Origin of the sequence: Clostridium sp. CX1, assembly GCF_025398335.1 — a bacterium.
In the GTDB taxonomy this organism is placed as follows: domain Bacteria; phylum Bacillota; class Clostridia; order Clostridiales; family Clostridiaceae; genus Clostridium_AM; species Clostridium_AM tanneri.
Genome location: NZ_JAODOO010000014.1, coordinates 18,895 through 34,694, shown reverse-complemented (window position 1 = coordinate 34,694; position 15,800 = coordinate 18,895). Strand labels below are relative to the sequence as shown.

At 32.1% G+C, this 15,800-nt stretch carries 20 protein-coding genes; 7 read left to right on the top strand and 13 right to left on the bottom strand.

The genetic code is table 11. The features are described 5' to 3' along the window. Positions 1-561: 561 nt before the first annotated feature. The 7 genes from N4T77_RS14850 to N4T77_RS14820 all read right to left on the bottom strand — a co-directional run bounded on the left by N4T77_RS14850 (position 562) and on the right by N4T77_RS14820 (position 4,537). Complete coding sequence (locus tag N4T77_RS14850) at positions 562-1,026, bottom strand: N-6 DNA methylase (protein WP_261672614.1); 465 nt, start codon at positions 1,024-1,026, stop codon at positions 562-564. A gap of 373 nt (positions 1,027-1,399) precedes the next feature. After that, positions 1,400-2,677 carry a hypothetical protein gene (locus tag N4T77_RS14845; RefSeq protein WP_261672613.1) on the bottom strand — a complete coding sequence of 426 codons (1,278 nt, stop codon included), beginning with the start codon at positions 2,675-2,677 and terminating at the stop codon, positions 1,400-1,402. 161 nt (positions 2,678-2,838) lie between these two features. Further along, complete coding sequence (locus tag N4T77_RS14840) at positions 2,839-3,054, bottom strand: hypothetical protein (RefSeq protein WP_261672612.1); 216 nt, start codon at positions 3,052-3,054, stop codon at positions 2,839-2,841. 4 nt (positions 3,055-3,058) lie between these two features. Continuing rightward, positions 3,059-3,271, bottom strand: a complete 213-nt coding sequence (locus N4T77_RS14835; protein WP_261672611.1) for a hypothetical protein — start codon at positions 3,269-3,271, stop codon at positions 3,059-3,061. After that, positions 3,249-3,371, bottom strand: a complete 123-nt coding sequence (locus tag N4T77_RS14830) for a hypothetical protein (RefSeq protein WP_261672610.1) — start codon at positions 3,369-3,371, stop codon at positions 3,249-3,251. The genes N4T77_RS14835 and N4T77_RS14830 overlap by 23 nt, the downstream gene beginning before the upstream one ends. Positions 3,372-3,736: 365 nt before the next feature. Next, complete coding sequence (locus tag N4T77_RS14825; protein WP_261672609.1) at positions 3,737-4,300, bottom strand: Uma2 family endonuclease; 564 nt, start codon at positions 4,298-4,300, stop codon at positions 3,737-3,739. 105 nt (positions 4,301-4,405) lie between these two features. Beyond that, positions 4,406-4,537, bottom strand: a complete 132-nt coding sequence (locus N4T77_RS14820) for a hypothetical protein (RefSeq protein WP_261672608.1) — start codon at positions 4,535-4,537, stop codon at positions 4,406-4,408. A 366-nt stretch (positions 4,538-4,903) separates the two neighbouring features. On the opposite strand from N4T77_RS14820, the gene N4T77_RS14815 reads away from it, so the two are divergent. The 6 genes from N4T77_RS14815 to N4T77_RS14790 all read left to right on the top strand — a co-directional run bounded on the left by N4T77_RS14815 (position 4,904) and on the right by N4T77_RS14790 (position 8,982). Next, complete coding sequence (locus N4T77_RS14815; protein ID WP_261672607.1) at positions 4,904-5,446, top strand: tyrosine-type recombinase/integrase; 543 nt, start codon at positions 4,904-4,906, stop codon at positions 5,444-5,446. 153 nt (positions 5,447-5,599) lie between these two features. Further along, positions 5,600-5,848 (top strand): hypothetical protein, encoded by a 249-nt coding sequence (locus tag N4T77_RS20305; protein ID WP_396125139.1) that lies wholly within the window; start codon positions 5,600-5,602, stop codon positions 5,846-5,848. Next, the gene (locus N4T77_RS14805; RefSeq protein WP_261672676.1) at positions 5,835-6,473 is read left to right on the top strand and encodes a pentapeptide repeat-containing protein; all 639 of its coding nucleotides are present in this window, start codon (positions 5,835-5,837) and stop codon (positions 6,471-6,473) included. Before N4T77_RS20305 ends, N4T77_RS14805 begins: the two co-directional genes overlap by 14 nt. Before the next feature lie 199 nt (positions 6,474-6,672). Beyond that, positions 6,673-6,816 carry a hypothetical protein gene (locus N4T77_RS14800; RefSeq protein WP_261672685.1) on the top strand — a complete coding sequence of 48 codons (144 nt, stop codon included), beginning with the start codon at positions 6,673-6,675 and terminating at the stop codon, positions 6,814-6,816. A 163-nt stretch (positions 6,817-6,979) separates the two neighbouring features. Further along, the gene (rsmH, locus tag N4T77_RS14795) at positions 6,980-8,044 is read left to right on the top strand and encodes a 16S rRNA (cytosine(1402)-N(4))-methyltransferase RsmH (protein WP_261672605.1); all 1,065 of its coding nucleotides are present in this window, start codon (positions 6,980-6,982) and stop codon (positions 8,042-8,044) included. A 377-nt stretch (positions 8,045-8,421) separates the two neighbouring features. Then, on the top strand, positions 8,422-8,982 hold the full coding sequence (locus N4T77_RS14790) for a LysM peptidoglycan-binding domain-containing protein (RefSeq protein WP_261672604.1): 561 nt from the start codon (positions 8,422-8,424) through the stop codon (positions 8,980-8,982). Positions 8,983-9,199: 217 nt separating this feature from the next. Here the strand turns inward: N4T77_RS14790 and N4T77_RS14785 are convergent, their stop codons facing one another. From N4T77_RS14785 to N4T77_RS14770, 4 genes are all read right to left on the bottom strand, one after another. Next, positions 9,200-9,433: a hypothetical protein gene (locus tag N4T77_RS14785; protein ID WP_261672603.1), complete on the bottom strand. Its 234-nt coding sequence runs from the start codon at positions 9,431-9,433 to the stop codon at positions 9,200-9,202. Between the two features lie 341 nt (positions 9,434-9,774). Further along, complete coding sequence (locus N4T77_RS14780) at positions 9,775-10,032, bottom strand: hypothetical protein (RefSeq protein WP_261672602.1); 258 nt, start codon at positions 10,030-10,032, stop codon at positions 9,775-9,777. Then, a complete protein-coding gene (locus N4T77_RS14775) occupies positions 10,016-10,393 on the bottom strand; it encodes a nucleotidyltransferase family protein (RefSeq protein ID WP_261672601.1) in 378 nt (125 codons plus the stop codon). The genes N4T77_RS14780 and N4T77_RS14775 overlap by 17 nt, the downstream gene beginning before the upstream one ends. Positions 10,394-10,428: 35 nt before the next feature. Beyond that, positions 10,429-13,611 (bottom strand): DUF3427 domain-containing protein, encoded by a 3,183-nt coding sequence (locus tag N4T77_RS14770; protein ID WP_261672600.1) that lies wholly within the window; start codon positions 13,609-13,611, stop codon positions 10,429-10,431. A gap of 262 nt (positions 13,612-13,873) precedes the next feature. On the opposite strand from N4T77_RS14770, the gene N4T77_RS14765 reads away from it, so the two are divergent. Beyond that, a complete protein-coding gene (locus N4T77_RS14765; protein WP_261672599.1) occupies positions 13,874-14,068 on the top strand; it encodes a YwbE family protein in 195 nt (64 codons plus the stop codon). 91 nt (positions 14,069-14,159) lie between these two features. On the opposite strand, the gene N4T77_RS14760 is transcribed toward N4T77_RS14765, so the two are convergent. Further along, positions 14,160-15,419 (bottom strand): DEAD/DEAH box helicase, encoded by a 1,260-nt coding sequence (locus tag N4T77_RS14760; protein ID WP_261672675.1) that lies wholly within the window; start codon positions 15,417-15,419, stop codon positions 14,160-14,162. Positions 15,420-15,508: 89 nt separating this feature from the next. After that, the gene (locus tag N4T77_RS14755) at positions 15,509-15,706 is read right to left on the bottom strand and encodes a cold shock domain-containing protein (RefSeq protein ID WP_261672598.1); all 198 of its coding nucleotides are present in this window, start codon (positions 15,704-15,706) and stop codon (positions 15,509-15,511) included. Between the last annotated feature and the right edge of the window lie 94 nt (positions 15,707-15,800).

Here is a 15,800-nt window from a genome sequence, read left to right as displayed (position 1 = left end):
AGCTTGCTATCTCTGTCAGTTCTTCAGTGTAATGAATATTTCGTTTTTCTAGTGCACTCAATTCGGAGAATTGAGTGCACTCTTCTGAATCTCCTGCGACATTAGAGGCGATTCAGACATCTATGAGGACATTCAGCTACCGAGGAATAGGTGTCAAAATCAAAGTACCGATTTTTTGGATATAAATTTTGAATTTAAAGCCAATGCTTGAATATGACGGTCCAAAACGTGCACTTAAAGCTATTCTTTGTACTCCACTGCCTCTATAAGAATTTTCAACCTGCTTTAAAACTTCAGGATGTTCCAAGCAATATAGTAAATAATAAATATCACATTTAGGGACTATAAGGCCAAAGTTATCAGATATAACTAAGTTATCTTCCTCTACAATTGTTGATATGAAGCCAAAATTCTTAATATGTGGAACTAGTATATCACCCTTATTAGAATAAAATCTTGCTCTAGCAGAAGCATCACTACTTTCAATTTTATTAAATCTAGTTATCCTACCTGTCTCCTTATCTATACAACTAAGCTCTATATACTTTATTGATTCATTCTCTAAGCTGTTTGGAGAAAATCCTCTAGAGAAGCCACAAGAAGCTCTTTAGGTTTTTCCCCATTTGTTTGCTTCTTTTTAAGTACAATAATTGATACACTGACTGCACTATTTTCAAAGGTTCTCTTTGGTGCATCTAAAATCATTAGGACCTGAATTTTTTCTAAAATAATATCTCTTATTGGTTTATTAGATACATTGAACAAAAAGGATGATGGTATAGTTGCAGCAATTACTCCACCTTTTTTTGCATATTGTATTGCCTTAAGCAAAAATGCACTTTCCATGCTTATCCTGTTTATCTTTCTGTCCTTAAGTTCTTCCATCGCCAATTCCTGAACACTTAATTTTGTTGAGTAAGGAGGGTTAAATACCACTAAATCCTTTTCTCCTTCTACATTTTTATTTAGGGAATCAACATTTTCTAAGGTTGCTTTAATATCACATATATAATAAATATCTTCCATGACTTTAAATATTTCTTTATTTATTTCCTAAGTATTTATATTGTCAATATTACTTTATGGACTGTTTTTTAGTGCAGAGTTGCCTTTGAAGAATTACAAATATCTCGTACGAAAAAAGCTGTTGTGCTAATTTCTTAGTGCAACAGCCCCCTTAGTAAATTTTCTTCATTCTTTAATAAGTTTCTTTATAAAATTCTTCATTGGATCTTCAAACTCTAAACAATCATCTACAAATTCAATAACTTCATTAGGTGGAACACTACAATTTGTTGTTGTCACAGAAAATATATTGGATAAACTATGCATTAGCTAGAGGCTACATTAATTCATATAACTCAAACTCCACGTTCTTCCAATAGTCTAGATAATTAAACTAGTGATAATCATTTATTCCTGGTGTATTAAAACTAGAATTCAAATGAGAAACAACTGAATCATAATAATCCTTTTTACTTACTGGATACTTAAAAATAAATGAGTTAATTGAACCATTTCCCACTACACATTTTTCATAAACTATTCTATCGCCCTCTACCCAGGATACTACGAACCAGTTATCCTGATGTTGCTTATATGATACGCTGCCGATTTCTTCTAGTAATTCATTATATAGCGAAACTGAGGTATAATTTAGAACATTATTTATACCAGACACAACCAGCTCAGTACTGCCATCTGGAGTTGACAAACGGATTCCATCACCATTTGCCGGTAATTGTTGAGGTTGCAGTATACCAGGATATTCTACTGAAAATTCATACCTTGAATTTTTATAAAAATTATATGTTATTTGTTGTTCTGTTGTATTTATATTTGTAGTATTACTGTCGTTATCTGTTTTCACCTGCTGTTTCCCTTGAACATTTGAACTATTATTTGCATTTTCCTTTACTGGTTCCTGTTTACTAGACTTCGGTGTTTGTTGCCCTTCTGTCTTTGTTTCAGTTGTAGTTGCTTGTGCAGCTACATTCTTTTCACTGACTGCCCCCTTATTAGCACTACTAAAAAATCCTATTATTCCAATAACGGCTACTATCATTACGGCTACTGCTCCTATAATAATTTTCCTACTGTTACCGGATTTATATGGCTGTTGACTATTATTCTGTGCCATGGGATCCATAAAAACTGTTTGTCCTTCGTAGCCCTGTTGGTTAGCATTCATTGATACTCCCGGCCTTACTTGAGAATTATTCATATTGCTATACATCATTCCATTAGATACATTTCCATTGGGCATACCATTACTTCCATAAGGTCCACTGCCCTGAGAATTACTTGATATGCCTCCACTCCATGGGTTATTTATAGGATTTTGCGTCATGTTCCCAAACCTCACAAATGTCTTATCAAATATTTGGCACCAACCTTGTACTGTAATTTCTGCTAAATCCTGAGACACCCCTAAGTTATCATATAGCTTTTTTACTAAATTAATGTATATTAGGTTGTCAATCTCAGTTCCGGAGTAATCAATTATAATCTCAGGTATTTTTTGATCTACCGAATCTACCATCAATCTTTTTTCTCTTGTATACTGTTCTGGATAATAGTCATTTAAAAATGCCCTTAATTTCTTACTATTTGTGTATATTTCTTGACCATGTTTATTTATTAGATCTCTCACTGTTATTATAAGCTCTCTATTCACTATACTCTCCGTTATCTAAAATTTTACGGCCCTAATACTTCACTGCTGTTAACTACCTTATTTTTAAAAACAATATAATCCATTAAACCATGTAAGATATCAGGGGTACAATTCCAATAACGTATTCACCAACCTTTCTACATTATATTTTCAAATCCTGTTTACGCCCCAGGGGCAATGTCATTAATAACTCCATCATTTACACATATATTAAAACCATCAATTCTGCTATCACTATCAATCTTTTTATTTACCTTTGTGTAAACATCGGAATTAATTCTCTTAAGTTCCTGCCATAACCTATATTCTTTCTTTGACTTGATACAAAGTTCAGTAACTATCCGTGAGTTTTTCAGCAAGAATTCAGTGATATACATTACTTTAATCACCTGATATCCTGACACTTCTATAATTCCCTTTCAGGTTTACTTCCAACTGTTCTTTATTTCTTAAGGCTCCAACTAGAACGGTTCTGTTATCGAAATATTCATCCATATTAACAGTACCTATTATGTATAGATTTTGTGGTATATTTACATCTCCATACTTATCAAAAGCTCTTTCATCCCTTCTAAACTGCTCTTTGCTTAACAAGGTTTTTGTAGCCAAGCAAATCCGTAGCATCAGACCAGTCTGGTCTTACTGGTATTAGTTTAAACCTTCCATTATCATAATTAGCACCAACAGCCTCCATCTTTTTCACCGCCTGTTAGTTGTTCAAAATTACACCCCTCAGTCCAATAATTAACTATATTGTAACATAATTAGTTAAAAGTTTGTATGATTCTCCATATATCTAAATGTTATAGATATATCATTTTTGAGACTACTTATATAGCTATAAATATAAATAAAGATTATTCAGCTTATCTTCACACCGAAAAGAAGCTATGGACTAGCTTTAACTCTTCGTTAACTCAGAGTAAAAGCTAATCCATAGCTGATTAAAGGCTTTGTCATATGCTTATAATTAAATTATTTTAGGAATTTTTAAGTTGCCGTTTAAAAAGAGTATACAAATCTCTGGTGCCAGACAACGGAGACCCATAATTTCAAATCCTACTTAAACAGTTCTTCTATATCCACGGTAAATCCACTAAAAATACTAGAATTTATAATGCCGCTATTCTTAACAACATCAATTTGATCATATAGTCCATCACTATTAAGACTATATATCTGAACCGTATTAATCATGGGATTTATGATCCAATATTCTTTGACACCGTATTTCATATATAAGTTTAATTTCACAACCAAATCATTTGACTGATTAGAAGGCGATAATATCTCCATTATAAGAGTTGGAACACCTATATATTTATTATCTTCTATTCCATCTTTATCACAAATAACCGAAATATCTGGTATTACTACTTTATCATCTTGAATGTCCTGTCGATGCAGTTGTACATCGTAAGGTGCTGAAAATGCTTCATATTCTTTTCCCTCTAAAAAATTAAATAATTTAGCATATAGTCTACCTGATATTCTTTGATGTTTTGTAGAAGGCGAAGGAGACATATATACAATTCCATCTATGTATTCTAATATGTTATCTGTGCTTTCCTTCATTTTATAGAATTCATCAATAGTAATTAATTTTTCTTTTGGTAAACTCATAAAATTTTCAACTCCTTAATGCATCTAGTGTAGAACCTGAACACTGAGAGATTTTACATATTAATATTATAACAGAAGATACCATATTATGTGAATAGTCTTACATTAGTATAAACAGAGCACTGAAAATCTATTAAATATCTTTTCTTGTATGTTATCAGCATTTATCTCTGTCAGTTCTTCAGTGTAATGAATAGTTCGTTTTTCTAGTGCACTCTTCTGAATCTCCTGCGACATTAGAAGCGATTAAGACATCTATGAGGACATTCAGCTACTGAGGAATAGGTGTCAAAATCAAAGTACCGGTTTTTTGGATATAAATTTTGAATTTAAGGCCAATGCTTAAAAAAATTAAGCATTGGATTTTTGATACTTTTTCATAAACATTGTTTATATATCTATATTTTCTTTAGAACAACTTCTGAAATTATTACATTTTGCGGGTGGAACCAGGTACCTTTGCAAAGGAGCAAAGCAACTGAGCTTCTTTCTAATTAGCTCATTTATATTAATTATTTGTATAATCCTTATGAATAGTGTATGATTAAAAGGTATGGCAGCTAGAAGGTTCTAATTGAGCTTCCATTGAGAGGGAGAAACAATATGAAACTTATTCAGCCAATAAAGGATATTAACTTAATTAATACGCTAAAATCGGAATTACTTAAGGTCGGATATAAAAATTATTTGCTATTTGATATAGCAATAAATACAGGCTTAAAGATTACAGATATAATAAATCTTACAGTTTGGGATGTGAAAAACAAGTCTCAAATTGAAATAAAGGAAGGTAGAACCGGAAAGTCCTTGAAATATGCCCTATCTCCCGAAATTCACAAAGAAATTCAGAAGTTTATATCTGGAATGTCTGCAGGAGAGCTGCTTTTTCCAAGTAAACAAGGTGGAAAAAGTTCTATAACAAACAAGCAAGCCCATAAGTGTCTGAGTGAAACAAGCCGCAAACTTGGCCTAGATGATATCTGCACCCATACACTCAGAAAAACCTTTGGATATCACCATTATAAAAAGCATAACGATGTCGCCTTGTTGCAGAACTTATTTAGTCACTCTACCTCTGATATGACTCTTAGATATATAGGTATTGCTGATATTGAAGCCACCACCATTGAGGATTTTTTTCAATAATAAATAAAAGTGAGGACATACATAAACTTTTATTATGTATGTCCTCATTTTTGTTTTCTCCTCACACTATATACTCTTAATTACAAAACCTTCTTCCACATGTATTAATTTAACTATAGAAATGGAACCCTATAACAAGGGAGGTAGAATATAATGAATTTTACCCAATTAGTAATCAGTGAAGATATAGTAAAAATATTAAAAAACAATGGTATCACAGAACCAGCACCGGTTCAGGCAGAAAGTATCAGTTTTATAAAGAATGAAAAAGCTGGAGAGGAAGGTTACACCTGCCTATTTATTGATCCAAAGGACAGCCTTAGACTTAAAGAAACAGAAAAAGCTATTAAATTTAAAATATCACGAAGGGACTTAGGTGAAGAGAACCATGGCTACAAATAGAAGTGTTACAGGAAATTTTAACTACAATAATATAGAGAAAAAAGATAAAAATTTTATGTACAAAAACCTAGAGAGAAGCAACTGTTATAACTGCGACTTTTCAGGCTCGATTTTTGATTTCGTAAGCTTTAGAGGAGCACATTTTAAATCCACTAATTTCTTCAAGTGCAGCTTTAAATATGCAGAATTTGTTGGAACAAATTTAAAGGATAGTGACTTTAAAAATGCGGTGTTCGAAAATGCCATTTTTGACTCAGCGAAACTAGAAAATGCTAACTTCAAGGATGCCAAGTTTATAAATACAATATTTTTATCTACTGATATAAGTAAAGCTAAAAAACTAGATGTAAATACTACAGGCATCAAAATTTTTGAAGAAATGCCTAAATTGGAAATCAGTGAAGAATTAAGATCTGCTATTTTGACTGCTATGGAAAACAAGTATGTAGCGAAAGCACGAGTTTTTGATACAAAAGATGGTGGTCTAAATACGTTAAATATTATGCTTCTACTAGAAAACTTTAATGAAGAAACAATAATTACAGGACTAAAGTTAATTGTTACAAAACTTGATAGGGAATTCTACACTTTAAGTTATATAATAAAATTTTTGAAGAATATGTAAGAAATCTTAATAACTATACTCTGCAAAAACAGCATTGCTTGTACCACTGCCTTTTATAATTAAAAATAGCTTTAACCAAGTACTATCAATGGTTAAAGCTATAAACCTAATTTACTTATGATATGGTTCACCAGTACCAGATCATTCTACTTTTGCAAGGTTTCGTAGTCTTCACTTTGCTCCCTGTTCAGAAACAATTATGGCTGAAACGACAAATTTTCTTTATGAGATTGGAGAAATATTAGGAGATACCATATTTATTGATGGTACAAAGATAGAGGCATGTGCTAACAAGTATACTTTCGTTTGGAAAAAAGCAGTTTCAAAAGACAAGTATTTTTAAGCTTTTTACTGCTTTAAACAAATAAAATACTTTTGAACATTAAATAAACATTTAACCTGAAAATTAGAGGCTACACTGTTGGTATTGCTTTAACAAATTGCATCTGCTATCATATAATTTATAACAAAATTACAAAAATATATGATGAAAATGAGGTAAGAAAATGAGCGCAGATAACACATTGGATGAGAAAGAGCCTAAACATCAGAGGCGTCCTCGATATAAAGGCACTCACCCTAAGAATTTTAAAGAAAAATACAAAGAATTACAGCCAGAAAAATATGCTGATGATGTAGCAAAGATTATTCAGAAGGGCAACACTCCTGCTGGTATGCATATTTCAATTTGCGTCAAAGAAATATTAGAAATTTTACAAATTAAACCAGGTCAAACCGGTTTAGATGCAACACTAGGTTATGGCGGCCATACTTTAGAGATGCTTAAATGTTTAGATTCAAAAGGACGCTTGTACGCACTTGACGTAGATCCTATTGAATTACCACGCACCAAAGAGCGTCTAGAACGTTTGGGCTATGGCTCCGATATTTTAGAGATCAAGCAAATGAACTTTTCTAAAATAAATGAGGTTACTCCAAAATCAGAGTTCTTTAATTTTGTATTAGCAGATTTAGGTGTTTCTTCTATGCAAATAGACAATCCTGAAAGAGGGTTTACATTTAAGGCTGAGGGTCCCCTAGACTTAAGACTTAATCCGAATATGGGTATCTCTGCAGCAGATCTTTTAAAAGAAATGACACTATTTGAAATAGAGGATATGCTCCTTGAAAATGCTGACGAACCTCATGCCGCAGTAATCGCTCGCGCCATTCTTTCTACCATAAAAAAAGGAATGGATATAACCACAACAACACAACTTAAAAATATCATCAAAGAGGCTCTGAAATATGTTCCAAAAATCAAAGATAGTGATATTAAAAAATCCTGTCAGCGAACCTTTCAAGCTCTCAGAATTAATGTCAATCATGAGTTTGAAGTGCTAGATGAGTTTTTAGAAAAACTCCCTAGTGTCTTAGCAACTGGCGGCCGTGTTGCCATTCTTACATTTCACTCAGGAGAAGATCGCCGTGTTAAAAAATCTTTTCAACATTTTTTCCGTGAAGGTGTGTATTCCCAAATAGCACCAGAGCCTATTCGCCCATCAGCAGAAGAATGTCGTGCCAATAGTCGAGCAAGTTGTGCTAAATTACGTTGGGCAATCAAATCGTAAGGTGTAGTTAACCTCACTAAATAAGGTTCTGTTTTCAAATAGCATTGAAATCTAACAATGTATCGTCTAAATCAAATAGAAGTATTTTTAACTCATTTTTCCTCCCCTAAAATGTTAATAATAATTAATATAAAGAGCACTTTTTTAGATATTTCACTAATCTAAAGTGCTCTTTTTCTAAAATCTATCATACCAAGAAGTACTCCAATTGTTATCAATACACAAATTTTGACTGTTCTAGGAATTGCCATCACTACTATGCTTACTAGGCATCTAATAAAAATCTATATCATATTATATTCTAAAGGTTTTATTAGTTAAGCTATCTAAGGTTCAGCTTTTTTTAATAGGAAATCAATATAATGGAGGTAGCATTCATGCTAAGGCAACAACCAAGAGTTCCACAGAACTGTCCCCCAGCTTTTCTAGGCCATTATACCGTTCTTCCTGGGGATACTTTCTATATCATTGCTCAAATTTTCAGGGTAAGAATAGAAACACTTGCGGCAAATAACCCACATATCCCAAATCCAAATGTATTATTCCCAGGTGATGTCCTTTGTGTCCCAGGCTTTATATCTTATCCCTGCTGTACTATTTTATCTCCTCGTACCTCTATACCCTTTGGTGCAAATGGAATAGTTAGTGTAAATTTTGCTCCCAGAGGAGGTCAGGCAGTGAGCTTTATGGCAACATTGCCACAGCCTTCAAATTTCGGTAATTTTGACATTTATACTGGTGAAATATTTATACCGGGCATTGGAGGCTTTGGTAATCAGCTATTTGCAAATCCTCAAGATCCACCAGTTTGGTCAACTAGAATTGATCTTCCTACTGTTGCATCAGTCATGCCAAACTCAATTGCAGTAATACGGCCCTCCAATTCAGTTACCGGGGCCTTTGGTATCACAGTATTGCAAGGTACAATTTCTAATTAAATTTTACACCCCTGGGGTCAAAATCAAAGTACCGATTTTTTGGATATAAATTTTCAATTTAAAGCCAATGCTTAAAAAAACTAAGCATTGGCTTTTTGATAATTTTTCATAAACATTGTTTATATATTTATATTTTCTTTAGGACAACTTCTGAAATTATGAAATTTTGCGGGTGGGACCAGGTACCTTTGCGAAGGGGCAAAGTGACTGGGCTTCTTTATTTTCTATTATATTTATAAACTGCTTTCTTTCTTAGTTTCACACCTAGTGTAGAGTTAACAAATATATCAATCATTTTTTCTTTAGTAACTTTGATTTCTATAGATATATTATATCTCTTACATAGTTTACTTAAGTCAGCTTTAGATATATTACATTTTTCAATATAAGCAATTGCACTTTTAACACTAGGCATAACCATTATACGTTGGTATATTTCATCATTTGTCATAGGAGTACCTCAAATCTATTATTTAATTGGGATGATTTCTAAGTTATAGTATAATCTATCTGTTATCTATGGGCAAGTGTTATCTATCTCCATCATATTCATAGAGAATCTTTGCTCCCTTTAAATCTTTGTCTCCCATTACGAGCCATTCGTTATATTTTAATGTATCAAACATATATTTTATTTCAACAACTCTTTCAATGCTTCTTCTAATTCTCTTAAATATTTTAGGTTATCTTTCAAGTTTAAAAGCAAATCTTCGTCTTTTGGCATCTTATATCTATGTGCTAATCTGTTTCTTAATTTTCTTGATGAGCTATAAAATTCAAAAAACTCCTTGCTTACTTTATTAGAATTTTAATCATCTCCATACCCTCTATTGCTGATATATCAATTTTAAACTTATTCAGATATTTTAAGGTTATTGATATATAGTCCTCACATAGTATATGAAAATCTAAAAAATACGCTCTTATGCTATGATAAAGAAATTTTTTTATATTTTCCTCACTAGAATTTATTGAAGCTAAACATTCCTTAAAATCCAGTTCCCATTCTTTTAAAGCACACTCTTTTAATATCCTATCTCCGTTGATCAAGTAAGTCGGCCTTTCTTATCTGTATAAAATCACTATTTTCTATAAAAAATCTCTCAACAAATTTATATAAGTTTTCGTAAGAATTATTTTTGTTATAAATAACCTCTGCATCATTAACGATGTTTTTCAGTAATAGTTTGTCAGTATTCTCGCTTATTTTTACTACATCAACGGTATAATTAAGTAATTCCTCTAATTCTGATTCTAATTTTAATTCTTCATCTAGATCCAAGTCTCCAATTATAAAAATATCATAGTCCGAATCTTCTCTATAATCTCCTCTAGAACGACTTCCAAATATACCAATAGACTGTAAGTTATATTTATCAGCAATATTTGTTATTATGCTTCTTAAATCCATATAATAGTCTCGCTTCCTTTTTTCATATCCTTCTCCTAAACTACTCCCTTATTAGCCGCTCCCATCATCCCCGCTGGCATCTCTTCCTTCATTCTCCACACAAAGCTAATAGGTGTATTACCGCTGTGACTTACATATTCTGCCTCTCCAAGATAAGTATAAGGTGCTGTTAATCCGTCCTTCTTTTTATTCTCCCTTACAAACAAGATTATCTTGTTGCCTGTCTTCAAGTGACTAATATACCTTTGACCAGTTTCACTTTCTACAGAAGTCCTGCTTTGACTTTGCCAGTGAAATAGCTTTTCATTTATAGCATAGTCCTCATAGAGAGTAGAAGGTGAGTAATCCTTTTCTGATTTATTTAAGGTTATGAAAAAGGCATCTAGCTTCATTTCCTTAAAATACTTTACGCCTTCTCTAAAGGATGGTTTTTTATCTTCATTAAAGTAACCTAGCGCAGCCATAATTTGATTTATAGAGTAAGTACAGTGTAAATCTAGAGGACTAGGTAATCCTAGGTCAACATTTTTATCTACAAAGTCAATATGTAAATAGTTATATTGAATGATTTCTAGAGCTTCTTCTATCATTTCCTTATTATGAACATAAAGATTATATAAAGCATCTGCGAAAGACTTAAAACCTAGTTTTTCTGGTGCATCTAAATAAAAACTGTAATATAACATACCTAGCATAAGCTTTTCTTCTTCATTTAAATTACTGCTTTTTAGTTTAGGTTTTGATGTTAACGTCTTCACTGCAAATTCTATAAGCTTTCTTGAATTAATATGAAACAGGTTTTTAATTCTCTTTGTAAGAACTTCTTCATCTTTATTTCTATAATCCTCTATTAGACCTGCTTCAACCTTCATTCTAGTAAAACTTCTATCCCCATTTTTGCCGTAAACATCAATAAGGGTATAGTTATAATGCTCTAAAAAATTACCCAGGGTTAACTTTTTACCTGTATCTTCTTTAAAATATTTTAATTTACTTATAATACTAGCTTTTGTTAGCTTCGCAGCTTTAATATTTCTTAATATATATTCCTTAGCTTGCTTTTCTAGATGTATGTAACAGCCTTTAGGCAAATTTAAAAATCCATTATTTATGTTATACTCCACTGAATGCTTTGACTTTCCAATAAGTACTTTGAATTTTTGCTCAAAATCATAATTCCTATGAGCCTGACCTACAAAGTCAAGCACTGTAAGACATTCTTTCCCTTCACATAGTCTAAGGCCTCTTCCTAATTGTTGTAGGAACACTGTTAAACTTTCTGTTGGTCTCAAAAACAATACAGTATTTATTTCTGGTATATCTACACCTTCATTATATAGGTCTACTGTAAATATAAATTTTACTTCACCATTTATAAGTCTTCTTTTAGCATTGTTTCTTTCCTCACTATTACTTTCTCCAAGTACTGTAATTGAAGGTATACCGCTGTTAGTAAATTTATCTGCCATATATTTAGCATGCTCTACACCTACACAGAAACCAAGTCCAATAACTTCATCCATATCCGTAACATATTTATATAAACTGCTTATTATTCCATTTACTCTAAGGTCATTGCTTGTATATACCTTCTCAAGTTCCTGTTTGTCATAGCCTCCTCTAGTCCATTCTAATTTTGATAAATCTATGTTATCTGATATTGCAAAATATTGAAAAGGACTTAAGAGCTTTTTATCTATAGCTTCTGGCAATCTCATTTCCGCTGCTATTCTATCGTCAAACCGTTCTAAAACATTTTTACCATCCATTCTTTCTGGAGTAGCAGTTAAACCTAGTAATATCTTTGGTTTATAATAATCTAGAAGTTTTCCATAGGATGGTGCTTCAGCATGATGAAACTCATCTACAATAATAAAGTCATAAAAATCAGCAGTAGTCTTCTCATAAAGCTTTGAGGAATTAAAACTTTGAATGCTCATAAATAAATGATCTATGGACTCAGGTATGTTACCACCTACATATAGATCTCCAAAGTTGTTATCCTTTAGTATAGCCCTAAAAGTATCCCTGGCCTGTTTCAATATTTCTTCTCTATGAGCTATAAACAAAAGTCTGTTTTTATCTTTTTTATTCTCTTTTGTAAAGTCTTTATAGTCAAAAGCTGCAATAACTGTTTTTCCAACTCCTGTAGCAGCTACTATAAGATTTTTATTTCTACCAAATAGTATTCTTTCAGCTTTTAATTTTTCTAATATTTCCTTCTGATAGTAGTAGGGATGTATATCTAAGCTAAATATAGTGTCAGTAATACCACCAATGTTGCCTTCCTTCTTAAGAGAAGTTCTAAGTCTTTTTTTATCTTCTTCTAGGCTTCCATTAAATATAGTAAACTCATCATCATTCCAGTAGCTTTCAAAGGTAGCTTCAAACTTTTTAATTATATCAAAGGAATCCTTTTCAGTAACTTTTATATTCCATTCTAAACCAGAAGTAAGAGCTGCACTAGATAAATTAGAAGAGCCTATATAAGCTGTAGTAAAGCCTGTTTCTCTCTTGAAAAGATAAGCCTTTGCGTGAAGCCTTGTTCTATCAGTATCATAGGATACCTTTATTTCTGTATTTTTCAGCTTACTAAGTTCTTCTATGGCCTTATAATCAGTGGCTCCCATATAGGAAGTGGTGATAATTCTTAGTTTATGGTTTTCCTGTTCTGTAAACTCCCTAAGCTCCTCAATTATACATCTTAAACCGCTCCATTTAATAAAGGACACTAACATATCTATAGAATCACAGCATAGTATTTCCTTCTTCAACTCACTCATCATGTTAGGCTCCTGCTTTGAGCCAGTGAAAAGTGAGCTTTGGGAAAGTGGGGTTACAGGTCTTACTGCCTTTGTTTCTTTTACAGCTTTGATATTGTTTATTTTTGAATATAAGGCTGTAAGCATTTCCCCTTCTTCATCAATCTTTAGACCTTCAATATTTTTTTCATCTGCCACCTTACTTAAGCTTTTGATAAGCTCATTGCAGGCCTTTATTTGTGAAAGCAGGGCTTCCTTATCATTTTGTTTGTTATTTTCCCTTATAAACCTTAGACACTTTTTAACCACTGAGGATATGTAACTTGTCAATATAGTTTTAGCTTCTTCTACATCTATGGTCTCTTTTTGCATAAGATACTTATCTAAATCTAATTCCTTCAACTTATTTTTAAGATCTTCGTATATAAGCTGCTCGTAAATTCCTTCTTTTATCATTGCTAATATGCCTCCTGCCTATTCCAGCCTTTTTATAACATCATAATATATTACTATTTTATCACATCTTGGTAATGTCATGTAAAAATGCCAATTTTCTTTACCTTTCCCTCTACATTTTATAAGGCATCTTAAAATCTTTCTTTGCTACCTTTATTTGCTTCATAGTTTAATAAATTTCACTTAGTTTAAAAATAATGCTATAATCTACGAGTAACAAAATATACAATATTGCACAAGCAAAATTAAGGAGATAAAAAATATGAACGGACAAAATAGAGAAAATATTTATACTGGAAGAGTTGTTGACATAGTACTTAAGAAAGATCAACCTACAGGTAAGCTAACAAGGGGTATTGTAAAAGATATACTAACAAATTCTAAATTTCATCCTAGAGGAATTAAAGTAAGATTGCAAGATGGCAGTATTGGTAGAGTGCAGTCTATAATAGAATAATGTACAAAAAAAAGGTACAGTAAATCCTATTACTGTACCCTTACTAATATTTACCGAGAAGTATAATACTATCTAATGCTTCAAAGCTTCTTTATTTTTTAAAACCATTACTTTTAGCTACACTTTTACGCCTGTTAGAATTACTGTTAGAATTACTCTTTTTGTTAGAATCCCTTTTAGGTTTAGTCATATTTACTACTGGTTCTGTAATTTCTACTGGATATTTATGATCTTCAATTATTGGTATGACTTTTCTTATAAGCTTTTGAATATCGCTAAGGTATTCCTTTTCTTCCTCATCACAAAAGGAAACTGCAATTCCTTTAAGCCCTGCCCTTCCAGTACGTCCAATTCTGTGAACATAGGTTTCTGGTATGTTAGGTAAGTCATAGTTAATTACATAGGATAATCCCTCTACGTCAATCCCTCTTGCAGCTATATCTGTTGCTACTAATACCCTTGTTTTTCCTTCCTTAAAATTATTTAAGGCAAGTTGTCTTGCAGACTGAGACTTATTTCCATGAATAGCCTGTGCATTTATTCCCGCCTTGTCAAGATATCTAGTAATCATATTTGCCCCATGTTTTGTTCGTGAAAATACTAAAGCAGAGACAATAGATTTATCTTTTAGCAAATCAATAAGCAGAGACTTCTTATTTTTCTTTTGTACAAAGTATACTCCTTGCTGAATAGTATCAATAGTGGATGAAACTGGTGTTACTTCTACTCTTACTGGATCTATAAGAATAGAGTCTACTAACTTAGTAATTTCCCTTGGCATGGTTGCAGAAAACAGCATAGTTTGCCTAACCTTCGGCACCTCTGCTATTATTCGTTTAACATCATGGACCATCCCCATGTCAAGCATACGATCTGCTTCATCAAGGACAAGATATTTTATATGGTGTAGATCAATGTATTTTTGTTGTACTAAATCAAGTAGTCTGCCTGGCGTTGCAATTAAAATATCCACTCCAGACTTTAGCGCCCTTACCTGAGAACTTTGTGATACACCGCCAAAAATAACTGTATTTTTAAGATCCATATATTTTCCATAGGCTGTGAAGTTTTCTTCAATCTGAATAGCTAATTCTCTAGTAGGAGCTAATATTAATGCTCTAATATATCGCTTTCCTTTCTCAGAGGTTATTTTATCATTAAAAAGATTTTGCAATACTGGAATAGCAAAAGCTGCTGTTTTTCCAGTACCTGTCTGTGCACATCCAAGAAAATCCTTACCTTCTAGAATTGGTAAAATAGATTTCTGTTGTATAGGTGTAGGTTTTGTGTATCCTTCAGCTTTTAAAGCCCTCTGAATAGGCTTAATTAAGTTTAAATTTTCAAATAACATTTGTTCTCCTTTTAAATTGGTGTTTTTAATTTTTAACAACTAAAAACCCCTTAAATAGTTATCTATTTAAGGGGTAAAATATTCATTAATTAAATAACTGTAATATTTTCTGCTTGAGGTCCTTTTGGTCCCTTAACTACGTCATAAGAAACTTTTTGACCTTCTTCAAGTGATTTAAAACCATCTGAATTTATTTGAGAAAAATGTGCAAAAACATCAACTCCATCTTCTCCTGTAATAAATCCAAATCCTTTTTCTGCGTTAAACCATTTAACTGTACCATTCATATAATGTGTACCTCCGAAACTTTATTATTCTTAAATTCTTTGTAATAATTCACTAATAAAATTTCGATATCATTATACTATTTTATAAGTACTC

Bases quoted from the DNA above. Each gene is read 5' to 3' on its own strand.
- N4T77_RS14850 (WP_261672614.1), bottom strand. From the start codon at position 1,026: ATGGAAGATATTTATTATATATGTGATATTAAAGCAACCTTAGAAAAT.
- N4T77_RS14800 (WP_261672685.1), top strand. From the start codon at position 6,673: ATGGCTGAAACGACAAATTTTCTTTATGAGATTGGAGAAATATTAGGA.
- N4T77_RS14785 (WP_261672603.1), bottom strand. From the start codon at position 9,433: ATGACAAATGATGAAATATACCAACGTATAATGGTTATGCCTAGTGTT.
- N4T77_RS14815 (WP_261672607.1), top strand. From the start codon at position 4,904: ATGAAACTTATTCAGCCAATAAAGGATATTAACTTAATTAATACGCTA.
- N4T77_RS14775 (WP_261672601.1), bottom strand. From the start codon at position 10,393: ATGGATTTAAGAAGCATAATAACAAATATTGCTGATAAATATAACTTA.
- N4T77_RS14790 (WP_261672604.1), top strand. From the start codon at position 8,422: ATGCTAAGGCAACAACCAAGAGTTCCACAGAACTGTCCCCCAGCTTTT.
- N4T77_RS14830 (WP_261672610.1), bottom strand. From the start codon at position 3,371: ATGGAGGCTGTTGGTGCTAATTATGATAATGGAAGGTTTAAACTAATA.
- N4T77_RS14840 (WP_261672612.1), bottom strand. From the start codon at position 3,054: ATGTATATCACTGAATTCTTGCTGAAAAACTCACGGATAGTTACTGAA.
- N4T77_RS14825 (WP_261672609.1), bottom strand. From the start codon at position 4,300: ATGAGTTTACCAAAAGAAAAATTAATTACTATTGATGAATTCTATAAA.
- N4T77_RS20305 (WP_396125139.1), top strand. From the start codon at position 5,600: ATGAATTTTACCCAATTAGTAATCAGTGAAGATATAGTAAAAATATTA.
- N4T77_RS14765 (WP_261672599.1), top strand. From the start codon at position 13,874: ATGAACGGACAAAATAGAGAAAATATTTATACTGGAAGAGTTGTTGAC.
- rsmH (WP_261672605.1), top strand. From the start codon at position 6,980: ATGAGCGCAGATAACACATTGGATGAGAAAGAGCCTAAACATCAGAGG.
- N4T77_RS14770 (WP_261672600.1), bottom strand. From the start codon at position 13,611: ATGATAAAAGAAGGAATTTACGAGCAGCTTATATACGAAGATCTTAAA.
- N4T77_RS14755 (WP_261672598.1), bottom strand. From the start codon at position 15,706: ATGAATGGTACAGTTAAATGGTTTAACGCAGAAAAAGGATTTGGATTT.
- N4T77_RS14760 (WP_261672675.1), bottom strand. From the start codon at position 15,419: ATGTTATTTGAAAATTTAAACTTAATTAAGCCTATTCAGAGGGCTTTA.
- N4T77_RS14820 (WP_261672608.1), bottom strand. From the start codon at position 4,537: ATGTCGCAGGAGATTCAGAAGAGTGCACTAGAAAAACGAACTATTCAT.
- N4T77_RS14805 (WP_261672676.1), top strand. From the start codon at position 5,835: ATGGCTACAAATAGAAGTGTTACAGGAAATTTTAACTACAATAATATA.